This is a genomic window from Gimesia chilikensis (assembly GCF_008329715.1).
Taxonomy (GTDB): Bacteria; Planctomycetota; Planctomycetia; order Planctomycetales; family Planctomycetaceae; genus Gimesia; species Gimesia chilikensis.
In genome coordinates, this window is record NZ_VTSR01000017.1 from 146,960 (window position 1) to 167,787 (window position 20,828).

The 20,828-nt window shown below is 53.5% G+C and carries 12 protein-coding genes; 7 read left to right on the forward strand and 5 right to left on the reverse strand.

Translation table 11 applies throughout. The features are described from left to right. Nucleotides 1-22: 22 nt before the first annotated feature. Both FYZ48_RS20810 and FYZ48_RS20815 read right to left on the reverse strand, forming a co-directional pair. Entirely contained in the window at nt 23-1,381 is a 1,359-nt protein-coding gene (locus FYZ48_RS20810) for a DUF1501 domain-containing protein (protein ID WP_149343939.1), read from the reverse strand. A gap of 55 nt (nt 1,382-1,436) precedes the next feature. Continuing rightward, entirely contained in the window at nt 1,437-3,815 is a 2,379-nt protein-coding gene (locus FYZ48_RS20815) for a PSD1 and planctomycete cytochrome C domain-containing protein (RefSeq protein WP_149343942.1), read from the reverse strand. A 266-nt stretch (nt 3,816-4,081) separates the two neighbouring features. Between FYZ48_RS20815 and FYZ48_RS20820 the strand changes: the two genes are divergently transcribed. Beyond that, the gene (locus FYZ48_RS20820; RefSeq protein WP_187782144.1) at nt 4,082-5,599 is read left to right on the forward strand and encodes an FAD-dependent oxidoreductase; all 1,518 of its coding nucleotides are present in this window, start codon (nt 4,082-4,084) and stop codon (nt 5,597-5,599) included. A 32-nt stretch (nt 5,600-5,631) separates the two neighbouring features. Here the strand turns inward: FYZ48_RS20820 and FYZ48_RS20825 are convergent, their stop codons facing one another. Then, nucleotides 5,632-6,186: a suppressor of fused domain protein gene (locus FYZ48_RS20825; protein ID WP_149343946.1), complete on the reverse strand. Its 555-nt coding sequence runs from the start codon at nt 6,184-6,186 to the stop codon at nt 5,632-5,634. Nucleotides 6,187-6,233: 47 nt separating this feature from the next. Further along, nucleotides 6,234-7,175 (reverse strand): isochorismatase family protein, encoded by a 942-nt coding sequence (locus tag FYZ48_RS20830; RefSeq protein ID WP_242022725.1) that lies wholly within the window; start codon nt 7,173-7,175, stop codon nt 6,234-6,236. 206 nt (nt 7,176-7,381) lie between these two features. Between FYZ48_RS20830 and FYZ48_RS20835 the strand changes: the two genes are divergently transcribed. Beyond that, entirely contained in the window at nt 7,382-8,644 is a 1,263-nt protein-coding gene (locus tag FYZ48_RS20835) for an SGNH/GDSL hydrolase family protein (RefSeq protein WP_149343948.1), read from the forward strand. Between the two features lie 69 nt (nt 8,645-8,713). Further along, the gene (locus FYZ48_RS20840; RefSeq protein WP_149343950.1) at nt 8,714-12,961 is read left to right on the forward strand and encodes a PVC-type heme-binding CxxCH protein; all 4,248 of its coding nucleotides are present in this window, start codon (nt 8,714-8,716) and stop codon (nt 12,959-12,961) included. Between the two features lie 27 nt (nt 12,962-12,988). On the opposite strand, the gene FYZ48_RS20845 is transcribed toward FYZ48_RS20840, so the two are convergent. Next, a complete protein-coding gene (locus FYZ48_RS20845) occupies nt 12,989-13,846 on the reverse strand; it encodes an alpha/beta hydrolase (protein ID WP_242022726.1) in 858 nt (285 codons plus the stop codon). Nucleotides 13,847-14,088: 242 nt separating this feature from the next. Between FYZ48_RS20845 and nrfH the strand changes: the two genes are divergently transcribed. From nrfH to FYZ48_RS20865, 4 genes are all read left to right on the forward strand, one after another. Then, the gene (gene nrfH / locus FYZ48_RS20850; RefSeq protein WP_149343952.1) at nt 14,089-14,589 is read left to right on the forward strand and encodes a cytochrome c nitrite reductase small subunit; all 501 of its coding nucleotides are present in this window, start codon (nt 14,089-14,091) and stop codon (nt 14,587-14,589) included. A 41-nt stretch (nt 14,590-14,630) separates the two neighbouring features. Further along, on the forward strand, nt 14,631-16,010 hold the full coding sequence (locus FYZ48_RS20855; RefSeq protein ID WP_149343954.1) for an ammonia-forming cytochrome c nitrite reductase subunit c552: 1,380 nt from the start codon (nt 14,631-14,633) through the stop codon (nt 16,008-16,010). Nucleotides 16,011-16,159: 149 nt separating this feature from the next. Beyond that, nucleotides 16,160-17,407: a neutral/alkaline non-lysosomal ceramidase N-terminal domain-containing protein gene (locus FYZ48_RS20860; protein WP_198422251.1), complete on the forward strand. Its 1,248-nt coding sequence runs from the start codon at nt 16,160-16,162 to the stop codon at nt 17,405-17,407. Between the two features lie 35 nt (nt 17,408-17,442). Next, a complete protein-coding gene (locus FYZ48_RS20865; protein ID WP_149343956.1) occupies nt 17,443-20,826 on the forward strand; it encodes a PSD1 and planctomycete cytochrome C domain-containing protein in 3,384 nt (1,127 codons plus the stop codon). The last annotated feature ends 2 nt before the right edge of the window (nt 20,827-20,828 follow it).

A 20,828-nucleotide genomic window follows, 5' to 3' on the forward strand; every position in this document is an offset into this window, starting at 1 on the left:
CCATTGTATAGAAAAGCCAGGCTCAGGCAATAATGTCCTTGACGACCTTACCCCCTTCGGTACCAGTGAGACGGAATTCCCGTTCCCCCTGCTTGAAGGTAAGCTTATCGTGCTGCAGGCCCATCTGATGCAGAATAGTGGCGTGCAGATCGCGGAAGTGAACTTTCCCTTCGATGGCCCGGGCTCCGGTCGGATCGGTCTTACCGTAGGCCAGTCCCCGTTTGATACCACCGCCGGCCATCCAGAAAGTGAAGCCGCGGGCATTGTGCCCGGTTCCATCCTTCTTGTTTTCCGGGACGAGGCCGGGACGACCAAATTCGCCTCCCCAGACAACGAGCGTTTCTTCCAGCAGACCTCGCTGTTCAAGATCCTCCAGTAAGGCGGCAATCGGTGCATCCGTTGATTCACAGTTGGCGGTCAGATCGGCACGGTGGTTACTGTGTTGATCCCAACTGCCGTGATTGACTTCGATGAAACGGACTCCCGCTTCCGCGAATCGCCGTGCCAGCAGACATTGACGACCGAAGTCGGAATCTCCACAAGCACCGACCACTTTGCCCTGACCCACACGGTAGCGTTCGAGTGTGGACCTGGTTTCGTTACTCAGGTCAAGAAGTTCGGGAGCAGTGACCTGCATCCGGAAACCCAGTTCCATGGACTGAATGACGGCTTCCAGGCGGGAATCGTCTGGACGACGCGTGGCGTGTTCGCGATTCATGGCCTGAACGAAATCGAGCTGACGACGTTTCACGCGGGCAGGCAGGTGATCGCTGGCGATGTTATTGATTGTCGCTTTCGACATATCAGATGTATTCAGGCCAATCGGCGTTCCTTCATAGACCGGCGGGAGAAAGGCACTCGAATAAACCGATGGTTTGCGGGGAAAGAGACTGATGAACCCAGGCACATTCTGATTCTCAGTTCCCAGCCCATATACGATCCAGGAGCCCAGACTGGGGCGGGGTCGCAAGCGGTCGCCGGTATGCAGTTGCAGGAATGACTGGGCGTGATTTGTGATGTCCGCATACATGCCGTTGAGGACACAGAGCTTGTCGGCGTGTTTTGCGGTTTCGGGGAGGAGCTCGGAAATCCAGAGACCGCTTTCACCATGCTGCTTAAAATCGAACACCGATCCAGCGTGCTTCTTTTTGCCGGTCTGCGGTTTATAATCGAATGTATCGAGCTGAGCAGGTCCGCCACTCATGCAGAGAAAGATGACCCGTTTCGCCCGAGCAGGCAGCTGAGGGGGTCGGGGGTTAAGACTGGGCGCCGTCGCAGAACTTGCTGCAAACGAATTCTGCCCGCACAAGGCTGACATGGCCAGATAGCCAAAGCCGCAGGAAGCGGATCGTAACATTTCGCGGCGCGAGATTCCGAGCATGGCAGGATTCCTTGTGTCGTCTTCTTTTCTCTTTTTGGATTTATCTTCTCAGTAGTTAATCAACGTAGCGGAATTCGTTCGTTGTCAGCAGTCCCTGACAGAGTGTGGCCCAGACTGCGACCCGCCGGAGTTCCTCTTGTGAGATTTCCGATGCGAGTGCCTGATCTATATCGTGGATCAATGCCAGAGCCCGCTCGAGTTCTCCGGAATTTGGAACGCGGTTCAAAGCACGACGATAAGCCAGATGAATCCGCCCACTCTCATCGAGTTCGGGATCGGAGAGCACCTCTTTGGCAAACCAGTCTGCCTGCTCGACCAGGAACGGACTGTTGAGCAGGAAGAGGCTCTGTGTCGGCAGTGTGGATTCGTTTCTTCGTCCTACCGGTTTGGTGGAATCAGGAAGATCGAATGCAGAAAGTTCGGGGGGATCTGAATGACGGAGCATGCAGAGGTAGATACTACGATGATTGTGAGGCAGATGCAGATTGCTGACCTTGTTGACCAGTTCGTCGACGTTGGCAATCGCTGATCCAAGTGCAGGTTCCCGATTGAGCTGACCACTGGCTGCCAGAATACTGTCGCGGAGAGATTCCGCATCCAGTCGTCGACGGTTGTGTCGGCAGAGGAGGCGATTCTCTGGATCGGCATCGAGAATTTCTGCATCGCAGAAACTGCTGAGCTGATAGGTATGAGTGAGCACGATCGCGCGAATCAGCTGTTTGACCGACCAGCCTTCCGTGCGAAAGCGGGTCGCCAGGTGATCGAGCAGTTCCGGGTGCGTAGGGCGCTCGCCATAAACGCCGAAGTCATCGGGAGTGCGGACCAGTGCCTGACCAAACAGATGCAGCCAGATGCGGTTGACCATCACGCGTGCTGTCTGGGGATGATCTGCGGAGGTGAGCCACTGGGCCAGTTCCAGCCGACCACTGGATTTATCGGTAATTTCAGGTGACTGATCTACTTTGCAGGCCGAGAGAAAACCCCGGGGAACCTGAGGACCCAGCTTTTTGGATTCCCCTTTAATATTGATTTTACAGTCAACAATTTTTTTCTTTTCGCGGACACCCATCGCCAGAGCGGAACCTGCCGGATAAACGTTTTTAGGCTTCTTTTTGCGGGACTGCGCCCGTTTGTTGACAACCGGTTTCACGCCACTGTCGGGCGGTGCGACATAGTGGGTTTTGGCTTTCAGGATGTGCAGCGGTGTTTCAGGAGCCGTCAAAGGTTGATTGGCGGCATAACCCCACATGGTTTCGGTGCTGAGAAAGATACCGGCCAGGGCATAATAGTCGCTGGCAGGAATCGGATCGTGTTTGTGATCGTGGCAGCGGGCACAGGCGACACTGAGGCCCATGACGCCGGTGCTGATGACATTGATCTGATCATTGACCACATCCATATCAAAGTTGACGTTCATCGCTTTGGCTGGTTTGGCGCCGATGGCCAGAAAGCCTGTTGCGATCAGCAGACGGTCCCGTTCTGCGGGGGTCTCGGCTGAAAGCAGGTCGCCGGCGATCTGTTCGGTGAGAAACTGATCGTAGGGGACATCATTATTGAACGCCTGGATGACATAGTCCCGATAGCGCCAGGCATGGGGGAAGGTTGGATTACGTCCCAAACCATCGTTGCCGTTAGATTCACCATAGCGGGCCACATCGAGCCAGTACCGTCCCCAGCGTTCACCGAAATGAGGTGAAGCCAGCAGTTCATCGACCAGTCGCGCCACCGCCTGTTGTCGATGTTGTTCATACTCGTTCAGAAATGTTTCTACCTGCTCTGCTGTGGGAGGGAGGCCGGTCAGATCAAAGTACAGGCGGCGGACCAGATGTACGGGTGAAGCATCGTGCGTGGGTTGCAGTTTGGCCTGTTCAATGCGTGAAAGAACAAATCGATCCATGGGATCAAAGCACCACTCCTGTTGCTTCACCGACGGTGGTGAAGGGGTCTTCACCGGCTGGAATGACCAGAGTTCCGGGTTCGCTGCCGCGTTTTCAGTATCAGGCTTTCGGGCGACCACCGGTTGTTCGACGCGCGGATCGGGGACACCCATTTCTACCCACTTGATGAAATCCTGGATCACGGCTTCTGACAGCGGCTCATCCGGGGGCATCTCCAGACCGTCATAACGGAGTGCCTGAATCAGCAGGCTCTCATTGGGACGCCCTTCGACAAACGCCGGACCGGATTCTCCTCCGACGCGCATCCCATCGCGGGTATCCATCCGCAGCTTCCCCCCCAGTTCTTCCGACTTTGAGGAATGGCAGGAATAACATTTTTTGACCAGGACGGGCCGAATTTTATTTTCGAAGAAGGCGCGTTCCTGTGGATGCATGTTTTTGGAGGGCTTGTTCGCACTCCAGACAGGGATCGCGGGACAGAAAGCGATCGCAAGGATCCAATAGACGGCAGTGAGCGGGGTGAGCAACTTACGCATGGCCGACGAATTCTAATCAGGTGGGAAAAGTCATACGCGACCAGGCGCGTACAGGCAAGATTAGTGAACAAGCTTAAATCATACTTTGTTGATGCGTTTAAGTCAACAACCTTAAATATATCTTCGTCCTGTTTGAGAACGATGCCCACCATTTTTAAAAGGGGAACACTGATCGTTACAGTCTATCTGATTGATGTGACCCGTGGTTTTGCTACGATGAGCGGCTGAACGGCCCTGAAATTGAGATTCAACAGAGAGTAAACCCTTTGCAGAATGAATTTGATGTTGTGATCGTCGGAGGTGGTGGCAGTGGACTGGCTGCTGCTGCGCGGGCTTTGGAATTCGGTGCGCGGGTACTTGTACTGGAGAAGCAGTCGCAGCTGGGTGGTACCACGGGGATGGCCATCGGTTCGTTTACTGGTAATGGCACCAGCCTGCAACGAGCTGCGGGGATTGAAGACAATCCCGATGATCATGAAACCGACGCTGGTCTGTTTGCGGCACCTGAAATTGAAGCACAAAATGATTCCGAGTTGCGACGATTCTTTCTGGGACAAACGGCAGAGACCCTGGAGTGGCTGCGTGATCTGGGGCTGCATTTTCATGGCCCGAACCCCGAGCCTCCCAACCGTGTGCCGCGCATGCATAATATTGTCCCGAATGCGAAGGCCTACATTGCCGCTTTCCAGGCACAAATTCTCAAACGACAGGGAACGATTGTCTGCAATGCACCGGTGGTGGAACTGGTTCGAGAAGCGGGGCGAGTGACGGGAGTCGTCGCAGAGATCCAGGGGGAACGGCGGACAATTCAGGCACGTCGGGGTGTGGTTTTAGCCGCGGGCGATTATGCGAATGCCCCGGAGATCATCGGGCGATTCAAGGGAGATCGTTTTCGCTCGATCGAAGGGGTAAATCCCAAAGCATGTGGCGATGGTCATCTGCTGGCAGAACAGACGGGTGCGCAACTGTTGAACATGGAGATCACCTATGGCCCGGAACTCCGTTTTGTGCCGCCCCCGGGTGATCCGTTTGAACAACTGCTGCCGACCAGCGGATTTCTGGCGCAAATGATGGGGCGGCTGGTGCCTTATCTGCCTCAATTTCTGATCAACTGGCGAATCAAGCGACTACTGTTGACGTGGCAGCATCCGGAAAATGCACTGTTTGACGATGGTGCGATCCTCGTGAATGCAGCTGGGCAGCGTTTCTGTAACGAGCGAGTTTCTCCGGAGCGGGAGATTACGATTTCGGAACAGCAGAATAAAGCGGCTTATATTCTGTTGGATGAACGCATCGCTGCCCGTTACAGCGAGTGGCCGCATTTTATTTCGACAGCGCCCAAGATCGCCTATGCGTACGTGGAAGATTATCTGAAACTGCGTCCCGATGTGAGTACCGCTGCAGGTTCACTGGAAGAACTCGCGAAGCAACGCCAGTTGAATCCAACCCACTTACAGGACACCGTCGCCCGATTCAATGCGTACGCTACAGGCCAGCAGGCAGACCCGTTTGGGAGGACCGGTGATACTGAACCGCTGGCCGGAAATCGCTGGGTTTTGCTGGGACCGGCGAAGGCCTACTTCACCACAACGGAAGGGGGCGTAGCGATCAACCACGGACTGCAGGCGCTAGACGAGCATGGTGATCCGATTCCCGGCTTATACGCGATTGGCTGTAACGGCATGGGAGGACAGGTGCTGTGGGGACATGGACTACACATCGCCTGGGCACTTACCAGCGGTCGCCTGGTCGGAGAAATCCTGGGGAAATCAAACAACCAGTGACCGATGCTCCTCGTATTGCTGCTGCCGTGCGCTTATGCGGTCGCAGGTTTTCGCTTCACGTCATACAAATCAAAACCGTCCAGATGCCAGAATTTTTCGAGGCCGATTTCATCGTAGAGATCAATTTCAGATTCAAACAGTGGATAGAGCCCCTGTAGATGAATCGTTCGATCGGGCAGTTCGAATGTGGCTTCTTCCTGACTCAGAAACGAAGGAGCGAATACCAGATAGGCACTCATCTCACTTTCTTCGGAGATCGGATCGTCGATCTGAAAAATGTCACCATAAGAAAATCGTTTTTCGTTGAAGAACGCGGAGGCGAAGAACCCGGCGGCGAAGCCCCAGCTCTGGTCCTTTGTATCCAGAGAAACAATCAATTCCGGCTTGGATCCTTCTTCCCAGTCCGGATGGGAGGCCTGTGAGAGACCGCAGGTAACCGCAGTCAGGGTTCCCTCTTCAGGCAGGTTCTCAAAGTAGATCACTTTGATCTCGGGCTGGTCGTCATTAGCTTGAACTTCAACGATACCATCAATTTCTCCAAAGCGTTCTTCTAATGCCTTGAGCCAGTTAGTTTCGAATGTGTCCACTTATTAATTGATCCTTGCGAGCGAGTAGTGATGGTGTTGTAGTCAGTTCAACTGGCCGGGTTATCTGATCCTGGAATGACCTGAGTCAGATCTTTACCGAGAATCGAGGGGCACCAGTAGCGTTCAATATGTTCGATGATCATTTCGGTCCCCCGGGTATGGCTGACGTACGGTTTGTCGCGGGGATCATAAAGGGCATCGGTCAGGTCACGACAGAGGACCACGTTTTTGTTGAGGTAACGCATCTGTCTGATCCCGAACGGTCGTCCCAGCACGCACATATTTGTATGCACGCCCATCAGCACGATATTTTTCCGCTGTTCCTGTTCCAGGAAGTTATAGATTTCCTGGCCGTTAGCGCTGATGACATCGTAGCCGATGATTTTGATCGCCGGATGTTCGTGTCGATCGTGATTGGGTTGATAGGTCGGAAAAGGATCATCACAGCCCCGGATGGGACCATCGGTGCGTTTGACGGTATCGTCTACGGGGAGTGGTCCTTCTTTTTCCGGATTCAGATAACACCAGCCCTGGATTTTGACGGGAGGTTGGGCCGGTTTGGCTTCTTTGATTCGTTTACGGTAAGGCGTGTCTTCGTACAGCTGGATTCCCCCGCTGGGTGCATGAATAATCGCGACGCCCCGATCGCGGGCTTTCGATATCACCTCATTCATCCGGGGAGCCATCCTTCCGACCCGATGTGCGGCCAGCTTACAAGGATGATCGGCCCACATGTCGCAGATAATGATGGCGGTTTCGGAAGCCTTCCATTCAGCGGTTTCCATCTGAGCGGGAGCGGATTCCTCTTTCCCCCGTTTTCTCAATTCGACGGACAATACTCCCGGTACTGGCGGAATCTGGCGGGCTGCCTCAGTCGTCTCTTCCGCGAGCAAACCGGCCAGGGAAGGAGTCAGCGCACCGGCCAGGCTCCCCTGCAGAATTGATTGCAGGAACTGACGTCGCGAGCGGGGATTGGGATGTAACATCATGCCTCTTACCTCTGTTCGGGGAAGTGAATACCGCTCACATTGTGCAGGGGCTGTCTGCACAATTCAATCGGAATTGATTTATTAATTCCAGATGAGCGTTCCTTCGTTTTAAAGACAGGCTTTCCTTTGCTCTGTCTGCCATTCATAATAGAACAAGCTAACAAAAATCGCTCCTCTCCAGTGACGAAATTTCAGGATTTGAAAATATGCGCAATCAAATCGGATGGATGCTGCTACTCAGCATCCTCCTGCTGTCTGTCCCTGCAATCGATGCGGCAGAGCAAGATCAGAGTTCCTCAAAACAGCTGATTTTGCAGGAAGCAGATCGCATTGTCTTTATCGGCAATACGTTCGCCGACCAGCTGCGGTTATATAACTACCTGGAAACGCTGCTGACGGCACAAGCACCGGTCAGCAAGCTCAGCTTTCGCAATCTGGCCTGGTCGGGTGACACGCTGACGTTACAGCCTCGTCCATTGAATTTTGGTTCGCTGGACGACCATCTCACCGCAGAGAAAGCGGATGTGATTATCGCCTGTTTCGGCATGAATGAATCGTTCGCCGGTCCGAGCGAGGTGAAAGCGTATCGCGAACACTGGGAACAGTTCCTCAAGCATCTGAAGTCCAAGAAGTATAATGGTTCGACTGCGCCGCGGGTGGTGATCCTCTCTCCTATCGCTCATGAAAATATGGGATCACCACTGCCTGATCCTGCAGACCATAACCAAAGTCTGGCTGAATATACAAAAACAATGCAGTCCGTAGCGGAAGAGCACCAGTTGCCTTTCGTCGACCTGTATCATGCGACTTCCAGGCTGATGGAAGCCAATCCTTCGCAGAAGCTGACTCATAACGGCATCCACCTCAACCAATACGGCTACTGGGCAGTGAGTCAGCTGATTGCAGATAGCTTGCTGGCGAAGGAGGTCACAAGTCCTCAACTGGTGATCGATTTGAAATCTCAGAAGATCGAAACGACCAATGCAGAGGTCACACAGCAGAAGCTCAAGTCGGGCCAGATTGAATTCATCGTCAAGCCGCTGCTCCTGCCGATCCCTGTACCGCCGGAAGGAGCGATCGCGGACAGCGATCTGCTGGCCCGCCAACCTCGCCTGAGCGTTAAACAATTACCCGAGGGTAATTATCGACTGGTGGTCGGCGGAACTGTGATTGTGACGGGTAGTGCAAGCGACTGGGACCGGGGCATTGTGTTGCTGAACCTGCCGTCCCAGGTGCAGGTGGCTGAGCTTCGTTCTACTATTAACCGTAAGAATGAGCTCTTCTTTTATGTGTATCGTGCACACAACGCCGAATATATCTTCGGTCGCCGCACAAAGCCGTTCGGTGCCGTCTCATTTCCACCTGAGATGGAAACATTCGACGAACTGATCCAGTCTCGCGAGAAAACGATCCAGCAACAGACCCGACCCATCGAAGCTGCAAAATGGGAACTGATTCGAGTCGACTGATTGCCGATCGACCTGACAAGACTTCCCCATCATTACTGAAACTTTTCTTTTCAATATATAGAGTAACTCATGCGAAACTCAACTATTCCAGCCCGCTTCTGTCTGGGACTGATTCTGACTTCGATTTTCTTTGTGATGGCAAAACCAGTCATCGCTGCGGAGCAGAAACCGGAGCAACCCCACGTAGTGTTTGTGGTGGGGACAACCCATTATGCACCACAGAAAACGCTGCCCGCATTCGCCAAGCGGCTGGAGCAGTATGGTTTCAAGACGACCGTGGTGCTGCCTGACGGTGATCCCGAACGAAATCAGAAAGGACTTCCGGGGCTGGAAGTACTGGAAGAGGCGGATCTGGCTGTGTTTTTCATGCGGTTTCTGCAACTGCCGCCGCGGCAGTTTGCACACATTCAGAACTACATCAAATCCGGAAAACCTGTGATCGGTCTGCGAACGAGCACGCACGCTTTCGATTACGAAAAAGGGCATCCCCTGGAGGAATGGAACCGGGGATTCGGCAAACGCGTTTTAGGCTCCGAATATTTTTTTCATCTCACAGGTGAAACAGTTGTGGAGCATGTGCTGGAACATCGCAATCATAATATTCTGAACGGAGTGGCAGCGAAATTTCTGGCCCCAGGTGTCCTCTATCAGGCGAATATTCCTGCAGATGCCACACCGCTCTTGACCGGTACAGGAAACTCCAAACGTAAAGGGATCTTCAAAAACCAGTTTGGCACTTATGAACTGACGGGCGAGATGAGCTGGCCGGTTGCCTGGACGTGGAAGAATGAATGGGACAGTCGTGTCTTTACCACCACGCTGGGACATGAAGATTCATTTCGGCTGGATGCTTTTAATCGCCTGCTGATCAACGCCGTACACTGGTGCCTGGAATTGCCTGTAGGCACGACTCCGGAAAAACTGGCGGTTGCGAATTCCGCTCCTAATCTGAAACGACCATTCGAACTGACGCAGGACCACTCTCCCGAAACAGAACGCAAGACGTTCCAGTTGCTGCCTGGCTACGAGGTGAACCTGTTCGCCGCCGAACCGATGCTGGTCAATCCGATTCACATGACCTGGGATCCCCAGGGACGACTGTGGGTGATCTGTTCTACCTCGTACCCACAGGTTTCTCCGGGTGAAAAACCGAACGATCAGATTGTGATTCTGGAAGACACCGACAACGATGGACAGGCAGATAAATCAACGGTGTTTGCCGATGGGCTCTATGTGCCGACCGGACTGGAACTGGGTGACGGGGGCGTTTATGTGGCTAATGCGCCGGACCTTCTGTTTCTGAAAGACACGAATGGAGACGGGAAAGCCGATCATCGGGAAGTGGTTCTGACCGGATTTGCCACGGAAGACAACCACCATTCCATCAGTGCCTGGCGATGGGGACCGGGGGGCTGGCTCTACTTCCAGGAGGGAACTTTCATGCATACCCAGGTGGAGACACCGTACGGCACGGTCCGCCTGGAAAATGGAGGCGTGTTTCAATTCCAGCCACGCACTCTGAAACTGAATGTCTTTGCGGATTATCGTGCTTCAAATCCCTGGGGGCACATGTTCGATGACTGGGGGCAGTCATTTGTGATCGACAACCCGCGCATCTATTTCAGTGCACCACTGACCGCGAACAGTCGCGCCAAGCTGGGTTACGATGCCAGCGGCGAAGGAACGAAGCAGTGTGGCGGTGAATTCGTAGCCAGCCGACATTTTCCCCCGGAAGTCCAGGGAGAGATCTGGACCAATCAGTATAAAACACACGCGGTGGCACGCTATGAAGTCACCGATGATGGAGCCGGTTATTCGGTCAAAGGGCTGGAGCCTTTACTACAGTCGAGCAGTTCTTACTTCCGCCCCGTCGATCTGAAGATGGGACCGGATGGAGCGGCTTATGTGCTGGACTGGTACAATCCGCTGATTGGTCACATGCAGCACAGCTTTCGCGATGAACGACGCGATACGACACATGGTCGTGTCTGGCGGGTGACCTATAAGGGACGTCCCCTGGTTGAGCGTCCTCAACTGACTGACGTCCCCCTGAAAGATGTGGTGAACCACCTGAGAGATCCGGAGAGCTTCACGCGTCAACAGGTCAGGCGTGTCCTCTATGATGCGGACCAGCAACAGGCGATAAAAGCCCTGGATGACTGGCTGTTGACACTGGCTCCTGAGGAACCGAACTTCGATCATCATAAACTGGAAGTGCTCTGGTGCTATCAGACCATTGGGGTCGTAAATGAAAAACTGTTGCGAGAGGTACTGGAGGCTCAGGATCCACGTGCCCGGGCCGCTGCACTGCGGGTGCTGCGTTACTGGCATGCCCAGGTAAAAAATCCACTTGAACTACTGGAAACTGCAATTCATGACACACATCCCCGTGTCCGCCTGGAAGCGATTCTGACCGCAGGATATATTCCCGATCCCCGTTCGGTCACGATCGTGGTCAAGGCCATCGATGCCCCCATGGATCGCTATCTGGAACACGCGTTGAAGTTAACGATCGACGGGTTACAGGATCACTGGGTCAAAGCGCAGCAGGCTGGTAAGGTTCAGTTCGATAAGCCGTCACATAAAAATTACGCCCTGGCGAATCTGCTGTCGAATGAATCCATTGATGTGATTATTGATCTGCTCAATGCAGGCAGTATAGATGCTGATCTGCTGAAAGGGCCCGCGCAGGTTGTTTCGGAGAAAGCCAATGCCAATCAACTGGAACCGCTGGTGCTGAGCCTGGTGGAAGTCACACGTGAATATAAAACACAGGGTGGCAAAGGCATCTCTCCCGAGGCACTCAGTATTTTACTGGATGCGATGGACCGGGCTGCACGGGAACGGGGTGTCGTCCCGGAAGGTAACATCGGTTCGATGCTCAGTCGCTCTGCGGTGGTACCAGGCGTGCCTGTGCAAAAATCAGTAGCCCGACTGATTGGTTCCTGGAAACTGACGCGCGAAGGCAGACGCCTGCAGCGAAATCTGAATGCCGCAGATACTGACTCTGAAGTCAAACAATTGTCAGCAGAATCGCTGGGAATGCTGGGGGATGCAGGTTCGATCAAGTATCTGAAGGGGCTCGCGAATTCCGGGAAACCTGTCAACCAGCGTTTTCTGGGCGTCTATGGTCTGGCGGCACATGACCTCAAAGAGGCAGCCCGTCTGACACCAGGCATTCTTAGCCAGGATCCCGAAGACTCTGATCCCGCCTGGTTCCTGACGGCATTCACGAAACGAAAAGGGGGCCCTGAGGTTCTGGCAGAGGAGCTGAAATCGGCAAAGTTGAATACTCAAATGGCGGCCCGTATTCGCCAACATCTGATCGAGACCGGCGAAACGAATCAGGCTTTGATCGATGCTTTTGGCGGGGGAGTGATGCAGGATTCTCTGGAAGCGCAGCTACTCAAAGAGAATGTACTCGATCTGGCCAGTGAAGCCCGCGAGCAGGGGGACGCCGCCCGGGGTGAGTTGATCTTCCGCAGGGCCGAGCTGGCCTGCATGAAGTGCCACAGTATTTCCAATGCAGGACCTGTACTGGGACCGGATCTGGCAGCCATCGGTTCGAGTTCGCCGCCGGACTATATTGTCGACTCATTTCTGCGTCCATCCAAAGTGATTAAGGAATTCTACGAGAGCATCATGGTGGTCACCGATGAAGGTCGCGTGATTAATGGAATTCTGGTGGTACAGGACGATTCCAAGGTGGTACTCAAAGACGCAGCCCAGCAGGGGAAGCAGGTCACGATCCTCGCAGATCAGATTGAATTTACGAAGAAGCTGCCTTCACTGATGCCTCAGGGACTGGCTAGTAAACTGAAAAGCCGCCAGGAATTTCTGGACCTGGTCAAATTTGTTACTGAGCTCGGACGTCCCGGTCCGTACGCGACGAGTGCAGCACAGGTGGTGCGTCGCTGGCGTCTGCAGGGTGCAGATGCGGCTATGACAGTAGAGAATTCTGCCCAGATTAAAACACTGGCTGATTCGGGAAATGCAGCTTACAGCATGGTGAATGGAACGCTGCCTGCGGCTGATCTGAATCTGCAAAAGCCCGTCACACGAGCCATGGCTCTGGTCGATGTGACTCAAGCCGGGAACGTGCAGTTAAAACTGAATTCCGCGAAAGGGGTCAAGCTGTGGCTGAATGAGACCCCGGTCCCTGTATCTGAAATGACAACACTGGTTCTCCCTTCCGGACGGAGTCAGATGACGTTCGAGATCGACCGCGATGCGCGGGGAGACACTGGTCTGCGGGCAGAGTTTCTCAAAGCGGAAGAGAAGCCCCAGGGCCGCTTTAAAGTAGTCGGCGGTCCCTGAGGCTCGACTGTTAGATTAGATACAGGATCAATCCTGTTGAGCTGTCGTGCGTTTGATCCAGGCACCACAGAGATCGGGCCAGTTGGAGACCGGATTGTCTGAAGGTCGCAGACCGTAGCCGTGTCCCCCTTTGGCAAAGAGGTGCAGCTCGGCGTCGACTTTGGCATCTTTCAGGTCACGCGTGTAATTGAATGCACTGTCGACGAGGCGTCGGTCATCGAGAGTCTGGACGATGAATGCAGGGGGAGTCTGGTCGGTCACTTTGATCTCGGGAGCAGACTTACGTTTGTCGTCTTCCTGATAGATGTAAGCCGGATAAATCAGAACGGTAAAATCGGGACGACAGCTGAGTTTATCGGCTGCATCAATGGGTTCATATTTCCGCTTCTCATAGTTGGTCGACAGGTTCGCTGCCAGGTGTCCGCCGGCGGAGAAGCCGAGTACACCAATCTGCTGCGGGTTAATCCCCCACTCCTGTGCTTTACTGCGTACGAGTCCCAACGCACGCTGGGCATCTTTCAGGGCCTGTTCACGCTGATTACCGGGAACCGTGTATTTAAGGACCACTGCATGAATGCCGATGGAATTGAGCCATTCCGCGATTTCCGTTCCTTCCAGATCGTAAGCCAGAATGTTGTAGCCACCTCCCGGAAAAATAACGACGGCGGGGGCGTTGGGCTTGGCATTTTTGGCTTTGTAAAATTCAATTGCCGGCCGGTTCACTTTTGTAATGCGAATGATATTGCTGTATTTGACTTCGTCATCGCTCTTATCCAGCAGAGGACGATCAGGCCAGACTGCGATTTGTGCATCTGGTTTGGGAGTTTCAATGGGCGCTGCGGCCAAGGAGCAGAACAGAAAGGCAGACAGTAGAAAATATTTCACGGTTGAGATCTCCTGTAGGAATCAACTTTTGTTGGAATCAGATATGGACTCAGAATTCACTATCATAACGGTCCCCCATTAACGGGTGTAGCAGGGCAGATTCATTTTTCTTGCGAAATACATGTAAGTGTTGATTTGTAAAGAAATTTCAAATACCACTTGCAATTTGAAAAAATCCGGCAACACTGAGCTTCAGCTGACGCCATCTGTTTCAATTGTTCATTTCACGACTCCGCTCCGTCATGAAAAAGCTAACCCGCCCCCGTCTGACCACTGCATTACTGATTGTAATTGCCATCCTGATCGGAGGTCTCGTGGGCGTCGGCACATTCACATTCGGCTACGCACAAGGTTCCTCTTATCTCAAAGCCGATTCCCAGTCTTGTGCGAACTGTCATGTAATGCAGGGGCACTTTGATGCCTGGCTGAAATCATCGCATGGGAAATTCGCGGGCTGCAATGATTGTCACGCACCGCACGACGGTGTTGCCTCGAAGTATTACTGCAAGGCTCGGAACGGCTTTTTCCATTCGCTGGCGTTCACAACGGGTGACTTCGAAGAGAACCTGAGAATTACCGATTACAACCGACGTGTCACTGAGCAAGCCTGTCGGAACTGCCATCAGGATCTTGTGCACCAGATCGACATCAACGCGATTGGCGAATTACAAAACGGCAAAACCGAGCGACTGGAATCCAATGCATGTATTCGCTGTCATTCCAGTGTGGGGCACGATACCTGAGTCAAATCTGATTTGAGATCCCGATTACGTGGAACCGTATTATGAATAAGTCTACCAGACAAATCTCCCTGTCCACTCTGTTACTGGTGGCGGTCATCTCGGCAGCCCTCTGTTTTGGAGTGGTGGCTTTGCTGACGAATATTTTCGAACGTAAGCAGGAGGCCCGTACGACGGTCATGCGGGTGGTTGAGATCGATGACAATACCACTGATCCCGCAGTCTGGGGAAAGAACTTTCCGCTGCAATACGATGATTATCTGAAAACAGCCGACATGGTGCAGACAACTTACGGCGGGAGTGAGGCGATTCCCCAGGCACCGACCGATGCTGACCCGCGCGACTTTGTTTCACGGAGTAAACTGGAACGCATTCCTCAACTGAAACAGATGTGGGCCGGGTATGCCTTTTCGAAAGATTATCGCGAAAAACGCGGCCATGCCTTTATGCTGACCGATCAGCTTTATACCGAACGCCAGAAAGTAGGGCAGCCCGGGACCTGCATCCACTGTCACGCTTCCACATACGTCCCGATGAAGGAACTCGGTGATGGGGACATCATGGCAGGTTTTGAAAAACTCAATACCATGCCTTACATGCAGGCCAAAGATCATGTGAAGCATCCCGTCGCCTGTATCGACTGTCACGAACCGGAGACGATGGCACTGCGAATCACCCGACCCGCGTTCATGGAAGGCATCGCAGCCTATAAGGCCTCGCAGGGAATCGAAGACTATGACGTCAATCGTGACGCCACGCGGCAGGAAATGCGGTCTTATATCTGTGGACAATGTCACGTGGAATACTATTTCAAAGGGGATAAAAAACGGCTGACCTATCCCTGGGCGAAAGGCCTCACGGTCGATGCCGCTTACGAGTATTACGAAGAAGAAAACTTCAAAGACTGGACGCACGCGGAAACAGAAGCGCCGATGCTGAAAGCTCAGCATCCGGAATTCGAGCTCTGGTCACAAGGCATTCATGCGCGGGCCGGTGTCAGTTGCGCGGATTGTCATATGGCGTATAAACGGGTGGGAGCGATGAAGATCAGCGATCATCATATCCGCAGTCCGTTACTGAATGTGAATGCTTCCTGTGGCACCTGTCATAAAGCAGACGACAAAGAGCTGATTGCCCGCACGGAAATGATTCAGGCCCGTCATCAGAAACTGGTGGAGGTTGCCCTGGACAGTGTGATCGATCTGGTCAATGACATTAACGCTGCGAAGAAGAAAGGAATCTCTGCTGAGAAACTCAAGGAGGCCCAGCAATGGCAACGCAAAGCCACCTTCTATGTCGACTATGTCGAAGCCGAAAATTCCTCTGGTTTCCATGCAGGTCAGGAGGCAGCCCGGATTCTGGGCGAGTCGATCAACTACTCCCGCAAAGGACAGAATGTGCTGCATCAGGCCGCACAGGACTGAATCACATTTCTAAATCTTATTTATCAAAATCGCACAACGCATGTTGATTGGCTGATATGTGCCGGGTACTATCAAAAGTATCTATCACTCCGCGATCAGCCCCGGCTCAGATCGCACCAGCCCTCACCTGATACCAGGAAACGATCAGCATGTATCGACTCTCGCTCTGCCTCGTGCTTGTTTTCATGCTTTCTCCACTGGCTGCCGCTGGTGAATCCGCAACTCAGAGGACTCTGGAATGGAAGGCGGGGGCCGCTTCCGCAAAGATCACGCCTGAAAAACCTTTAAAGATGGCGGGCTATGCGGGACGGAAAGAACCGGCTGAAGGCACCGAACAGGACCTGTATGCGAAAGCCCTCGCGGTAGAGGATCAGCAGGGGAATCGGGTGGTCTTTCTGACACTCGACCTGATCGGTGTGATCGATCGCCTGAGAAGTGATGTGACCAGCCAGGTGCAGGAGAAATATAAACTCAATCCTGCTGCGCTACTCATGAATGCTTCTCATACGCACTGCGGTCCGGCCTATGGTCGCGATGACGCAGAGGAATATTACAACCAGCTATCTGCGACTCTGGTGAAAACCATTGGACAGGCGATTGAAAAACTGCAACCGGCACAACTCAGCTGGTCTGCGGCCCGCTGTTCTGTCGCTATGAACCGCCGCACGCCAACCGCGACCGGCTATCGGAATCATCCCAATCCCGATGGTCGCGTGGACCATCAGGTCCCCGTTCTGCGAGTCGATGATGCCGAGGGGAATCTGAAAGCGGTCATGTTCGGTTATGCCTGTCACAATACGACGATGGGCTTCCGCAAATGGCTGGGAGACTATGCCGGTTTCGCGCAGGAATATTTTGAGAAAGACCACCCCGGCGTTACAGCCCTGTTTATGATGGGCTGCGGCGGTGACCAGAATCCTTATCCTCGCAGTGAACTGCACTATGCTCATAAACATGGACGCTCACTGGCAACCGCGGTCGAAGCGGCCCTGGAAGTCAACCAGCGGAGTCTGCTGCATCAGCACAAGTTGCATGGTCCGCTGAAAGCAGCTTACGGCACCGTCGAACTGGAGTACCTGCCTGAGAAGAAGCGGGAGCCCTGGGACTACCCGGTACAGGTGATTCAGTTTGGGAAGGATTTGACTCTGGTGGCATTGGGTACGGAGGTCGTCGTCGACTATGCCCTGCGTATCAAACAGGAACTGTATGAGGAAGAGGGCCCCGCGGTCTGGGTCGCCGGTTATTCAAACGTTTATTCCGGCTACATTCCCAGCAAACGAGTGTTACTGGAAGGGGGTTATGAAGCGAGTCGTCCCTATAAGCCCGATGTGGAAGAACGCATCATCGGAAAGGTACTCGAACTCAACGAAAGCCTGTCTACCCAGGAATCAAAGTAAACCGACATCGGTCAATTCCTTCGGGAGAGAACTGCATGTACCCAGCCTGCAGAACAATTTCACAGAGAGTCGCGATACTCAGTCTGATACTGTTGTCGCTGACCGTCACCAGTCTTGTACAGGCCGAGAAGCCTGCTCCCGGTCTGGAACTGTTCGAGAATAAAATCCGACCGGTGCTGATCGAGCATTGTTACGAATGTCATTCTGCAGCAACCACCGACATCAAAGGGGGACTGCGAGTTGACAGTCGTGAGGCGATTCGCAGTGGGGGAGAATCGGGCGCTGCAGTGGTTCCGCATCAGACCGGGCAAAGCCTGTTACTCGATGCGCTCCGACACGATTCATTTGAGATGCCGCCGGGTAAGAAGCTACCTGATGAGGTCATTGCCGACTTTGTCAAGTGGGTGGAGCTGGGCGCACCAGACTCCCGCGATCAACCGCCGAGCGTCGATGAAGCCGCCTCGCTCTCCTGGAAAGCGATCTTCGAAAAACGACGTCAGTGGTGGAGTCTGCAACCACTGCAGAAGGTCACGCCACCCATCGTGACGAACAACGACTGGTCTGAACGACCCGTGGATCGTTTTCTGTTAGAGAAGTTGCAGCAATCTCATTTACAACCCGCCAAAACTGCGAGTCCACGAACTCTCATCAGGCGACTTTCGTTCGTATTAACGGGACTGCCTCCCACACCTGAAGAAGTCGAAGAGTTCGTCTCAGCAGCAAAACAGGATCGTCAGGCTGCCTACGAGCGACTGGTAGACCGGCTACTGGCATCGCCTCATTATGGGGAGCGGTTTGCCCGGCACTGGATGGACGTCGTGCGATACACGGACACCTATGGTTACGAATGGGATAACCCCGCCAAGGGTTCCTGGGAGTATCGCGATTATCTGATTCGCGCATTCAACCAGGATGTAGGCTTTGATCAACTGGTGCGTGAGCAGATCGCAGGCGACCTGTTACCCGAACCACGGATTAACCGGCAGAGCGGGTTTCAAGAAAGCCTGATCGGCCCGATGTTCTACCATATGGGCGAACATCGTCACGGCGACAGCATCAATTTTAACGGCATTCACCAGGAGATGGTCAACAATAAGATAGATGCCTTCTCGAAAGCGTTTCTGGCGAGCACCGTTGCCTGCGCCCGCTGTCACGATCATAAGCTGGATGCCATATCCCAACGAGACTATTATGCGATGGCAGCGGTCTTCATGACACCCCGCTGGACGTCACGTGTGATTGATGCCCCGGGTAAACAGGATGTACTGATCGGACAGTTGTTAAAACTGCGAAATGAAATCCAACAGGAATTAAAACTGGTCTGGAGTCAGCAGGCCGAGCAGTTCACCTCCGAACTTGCGACTGCCCTCGATCCCTCTGCTGAAGACTCCCGTTCCCGCATCTGGCGCGAAGCGTTAGGGTTGACTACAGAAAAAAAACAGAAGTCCGTCAAATTAAAAGCAGGGGACATCGCGTGGCCGGCTAATCAACTGTTGAAATTATCCACGCCAGCTGAAATCAAAACAAACTGGGAGCAGCTGCAGGTAGCCTGGCGCACTGCCAGCGAAACACATCGTCGACAGAACAAAGAGCGATTTAAGGTACTGACGGACTTCTCAAAATCCGGTTTTCCTGAAGGCTGGCAGGTCGAAGGAGACGGTATTCGCTTTGGATATGTTACAGAGGGAACTCCTTTAGTCTCTCTGCAGGGAGAGCAACTGATTCAGCAACTGTTGCCCCGCGGATATCACACACATGCACTTTCTTCTAAATTACCGGGAGCGATCCGACCACCGTCTGAGCGAAAGCTACCAGGAAAGATGGTCAGCCTGAATGTGGCTGGCGGTGAGTGGAGCGGTTTTCTCCGCACACCTGACAATGCGTTTCAAACTGAGAATGTGATCTTTTTTGATCGAAGCGAGCCAGCCTGGCAGACCTTTGCTGATCGTCCGCTGGTCAACGGCATCCAGCGAATGATGTTTGAAATCGCAACCAGCGATCTGAATCCCGATTTCCCACCCCGGACCGGAAAAACCCGGGCCGGCGGCAAGCTGCTGCCTGCGGAGGATTTTGGTTTTGATAAACGGAGCTGGTTCAGTGTGACAAAAATTGTCAGCCATGATCAACCAGGAACGCCCGCGGATGAACAGGCCCACTTCTCTACCTTATATGACCAGACCGTTCCAGATAATCAGACCGAGGCCAGCCAGCGGATCGCAGCCTGGTTGACCGGAAGCGTGAAGCGCTGGTGTCAGGATCAACCGAATGCTGGTGATGTCACGTTGATCAACTGGCTGCTGAAAAACCGGCTGCTGGATAATCATGCTGACGCGGGTTCGCGTCTCAAGCAACTGGTCACCGAGTACCGCCAGATAGAGTCGCAAATCCAGTTTGCTCACACAGCTAACAGTATGGATGAACGTGGTTTGACAGAGGTTTCTTATCCCCTCAATATCCGGGGGAATGTTGATGATCCCGGAAAACTGATTCCGCCTGACTTTCTGGAAGTCTTTGCCGGACGGCATCAGGTTCCTCAGAGCCCGGGCAGTGGTCGACTGGAACTGTCAGAGTACCTGATCAGCCCGGAACATCCTCTGACCGCGCGAGTCTATGTGAACCGGGTCTGGCAGTGGGTCTTTGGTGAGGGACTTGTACGAACCCCCAATGACTTCGGGCACCTGGGTGAGCAACCCACGCATCCGGAACTGCTGGACTACCTGGCGCAGGAATTCATGGCAGACGGCTGGTCAACCAGACGCCTGGTACGCCGACTGGTACTGACGCAGGCATTTCAACAGTCGGGAACCGTGTCTGAACTGTCCAAAGACATTGATGCAGACAACCATTTATGGCATCACTACCCGACCCGTAGACTGGAAGCCGAGGCGATTCGCGATTCGCTGCTGACGGTGTCTGGTAGTCTGGACCGTCGGTTGTATGGTCGTCCGATTGAAGTTCCCCGATCCAAACCCGATCCTGCGAAACGACTGTTCGATGGTCCCCTGGATGGTGCAGGGCGGCGCTCGATTTATCTGCGGATGTCGATCATGGATCCTCCCCGGTTTCTGGTTGGCTTTAATCTGCCGGATTTAAAACTCCCCACCGGCAAACGAGATGTCACTAATGTGCCCAACCAGGCCTTGATCCTGATGAACGATCCATTTGTCATCAGTCAGGCAGAGGAGTGGTCGAAGCGTCTGATTACTTATTCAAGTGAAACGGTGGAACAACGGTTACAGCAGATGTTTCTGACTGCCTATGGACGACATCCCGAAGCGAGTGAAGTCAAACGCTGGACAGCGTTGATTGAAGAACTGGGAGGGACGCATGAGCGGAGCGGATTGCTGCAGAATCCAGAGGTCTGGCGGCATGTGGCTCACGCCATGTTTAATACCAAAGAATTCATTTATTACCGGTAACT

Coding starts and splice junctions, on each gene's coding strand:
- FYZ48_RS20815 (WP_149343942.1), bottom strand. CDS start 3,815: ATGCGTAAGTTGCTCACCCCGCTCACTGCCGTCTATTGGATCCTTGCG.
- FYZ48_RS20860 (WP_198422251.1), top strand. CDS start 16,160: ATGTATCGACTCTCGCTCTGCCTCGTGCTTGTTTTCATGCTTTCTCCA.
- nrfH (WP_149343952.1), top strand. CDS start 14,089: ATGAAAAAGCTAACCCGCCCCCGTCTGACCACTGCATTACTGATTGTA.
- FYZ48_RS20855 (WP_149343954.1), top strand. CDS start 14,631: ATGAATAAGTCTACCAGACAAATCTCCCTGTCCACTCTGTTACTGGTG.
- FYZ48_RS20810 (WP_149343939.1), bottom strand. CDS start 1,381: ATGCTCGGAATCTCGCGCCGCGAAATGTTACGATCCGCTTCCTGCGGC.
- FYZ48_RS20830 (WP_242022725.1), bottom strand. CDS start 7,175: ATGATGTTACATCCCAATCCCCGCTCGCGACGTCAGTTCCTGCAATCA.
- FYZ48_RS20840 (WP_149343950.1), top strand. CDS start 8,714: ATGCGAAACTCAACTATTCCAGCCCGCTTCTGTCTGGGACTGATTCTG.
- FYZ48_RS20865 (WP_149343956.1), top strand. CDS start 17,443: ATGTACCCAGCCTGCAGAACAATTTCACAGAGAGTCGCGATACTCAGT.
- FYZ48_RS20835 (WP_149343948.1), top strand. CDS start 7,382: ATGCGCAATCAAATCGGATGGATGCTGCTACTCAGCATCCTCCTGCTG.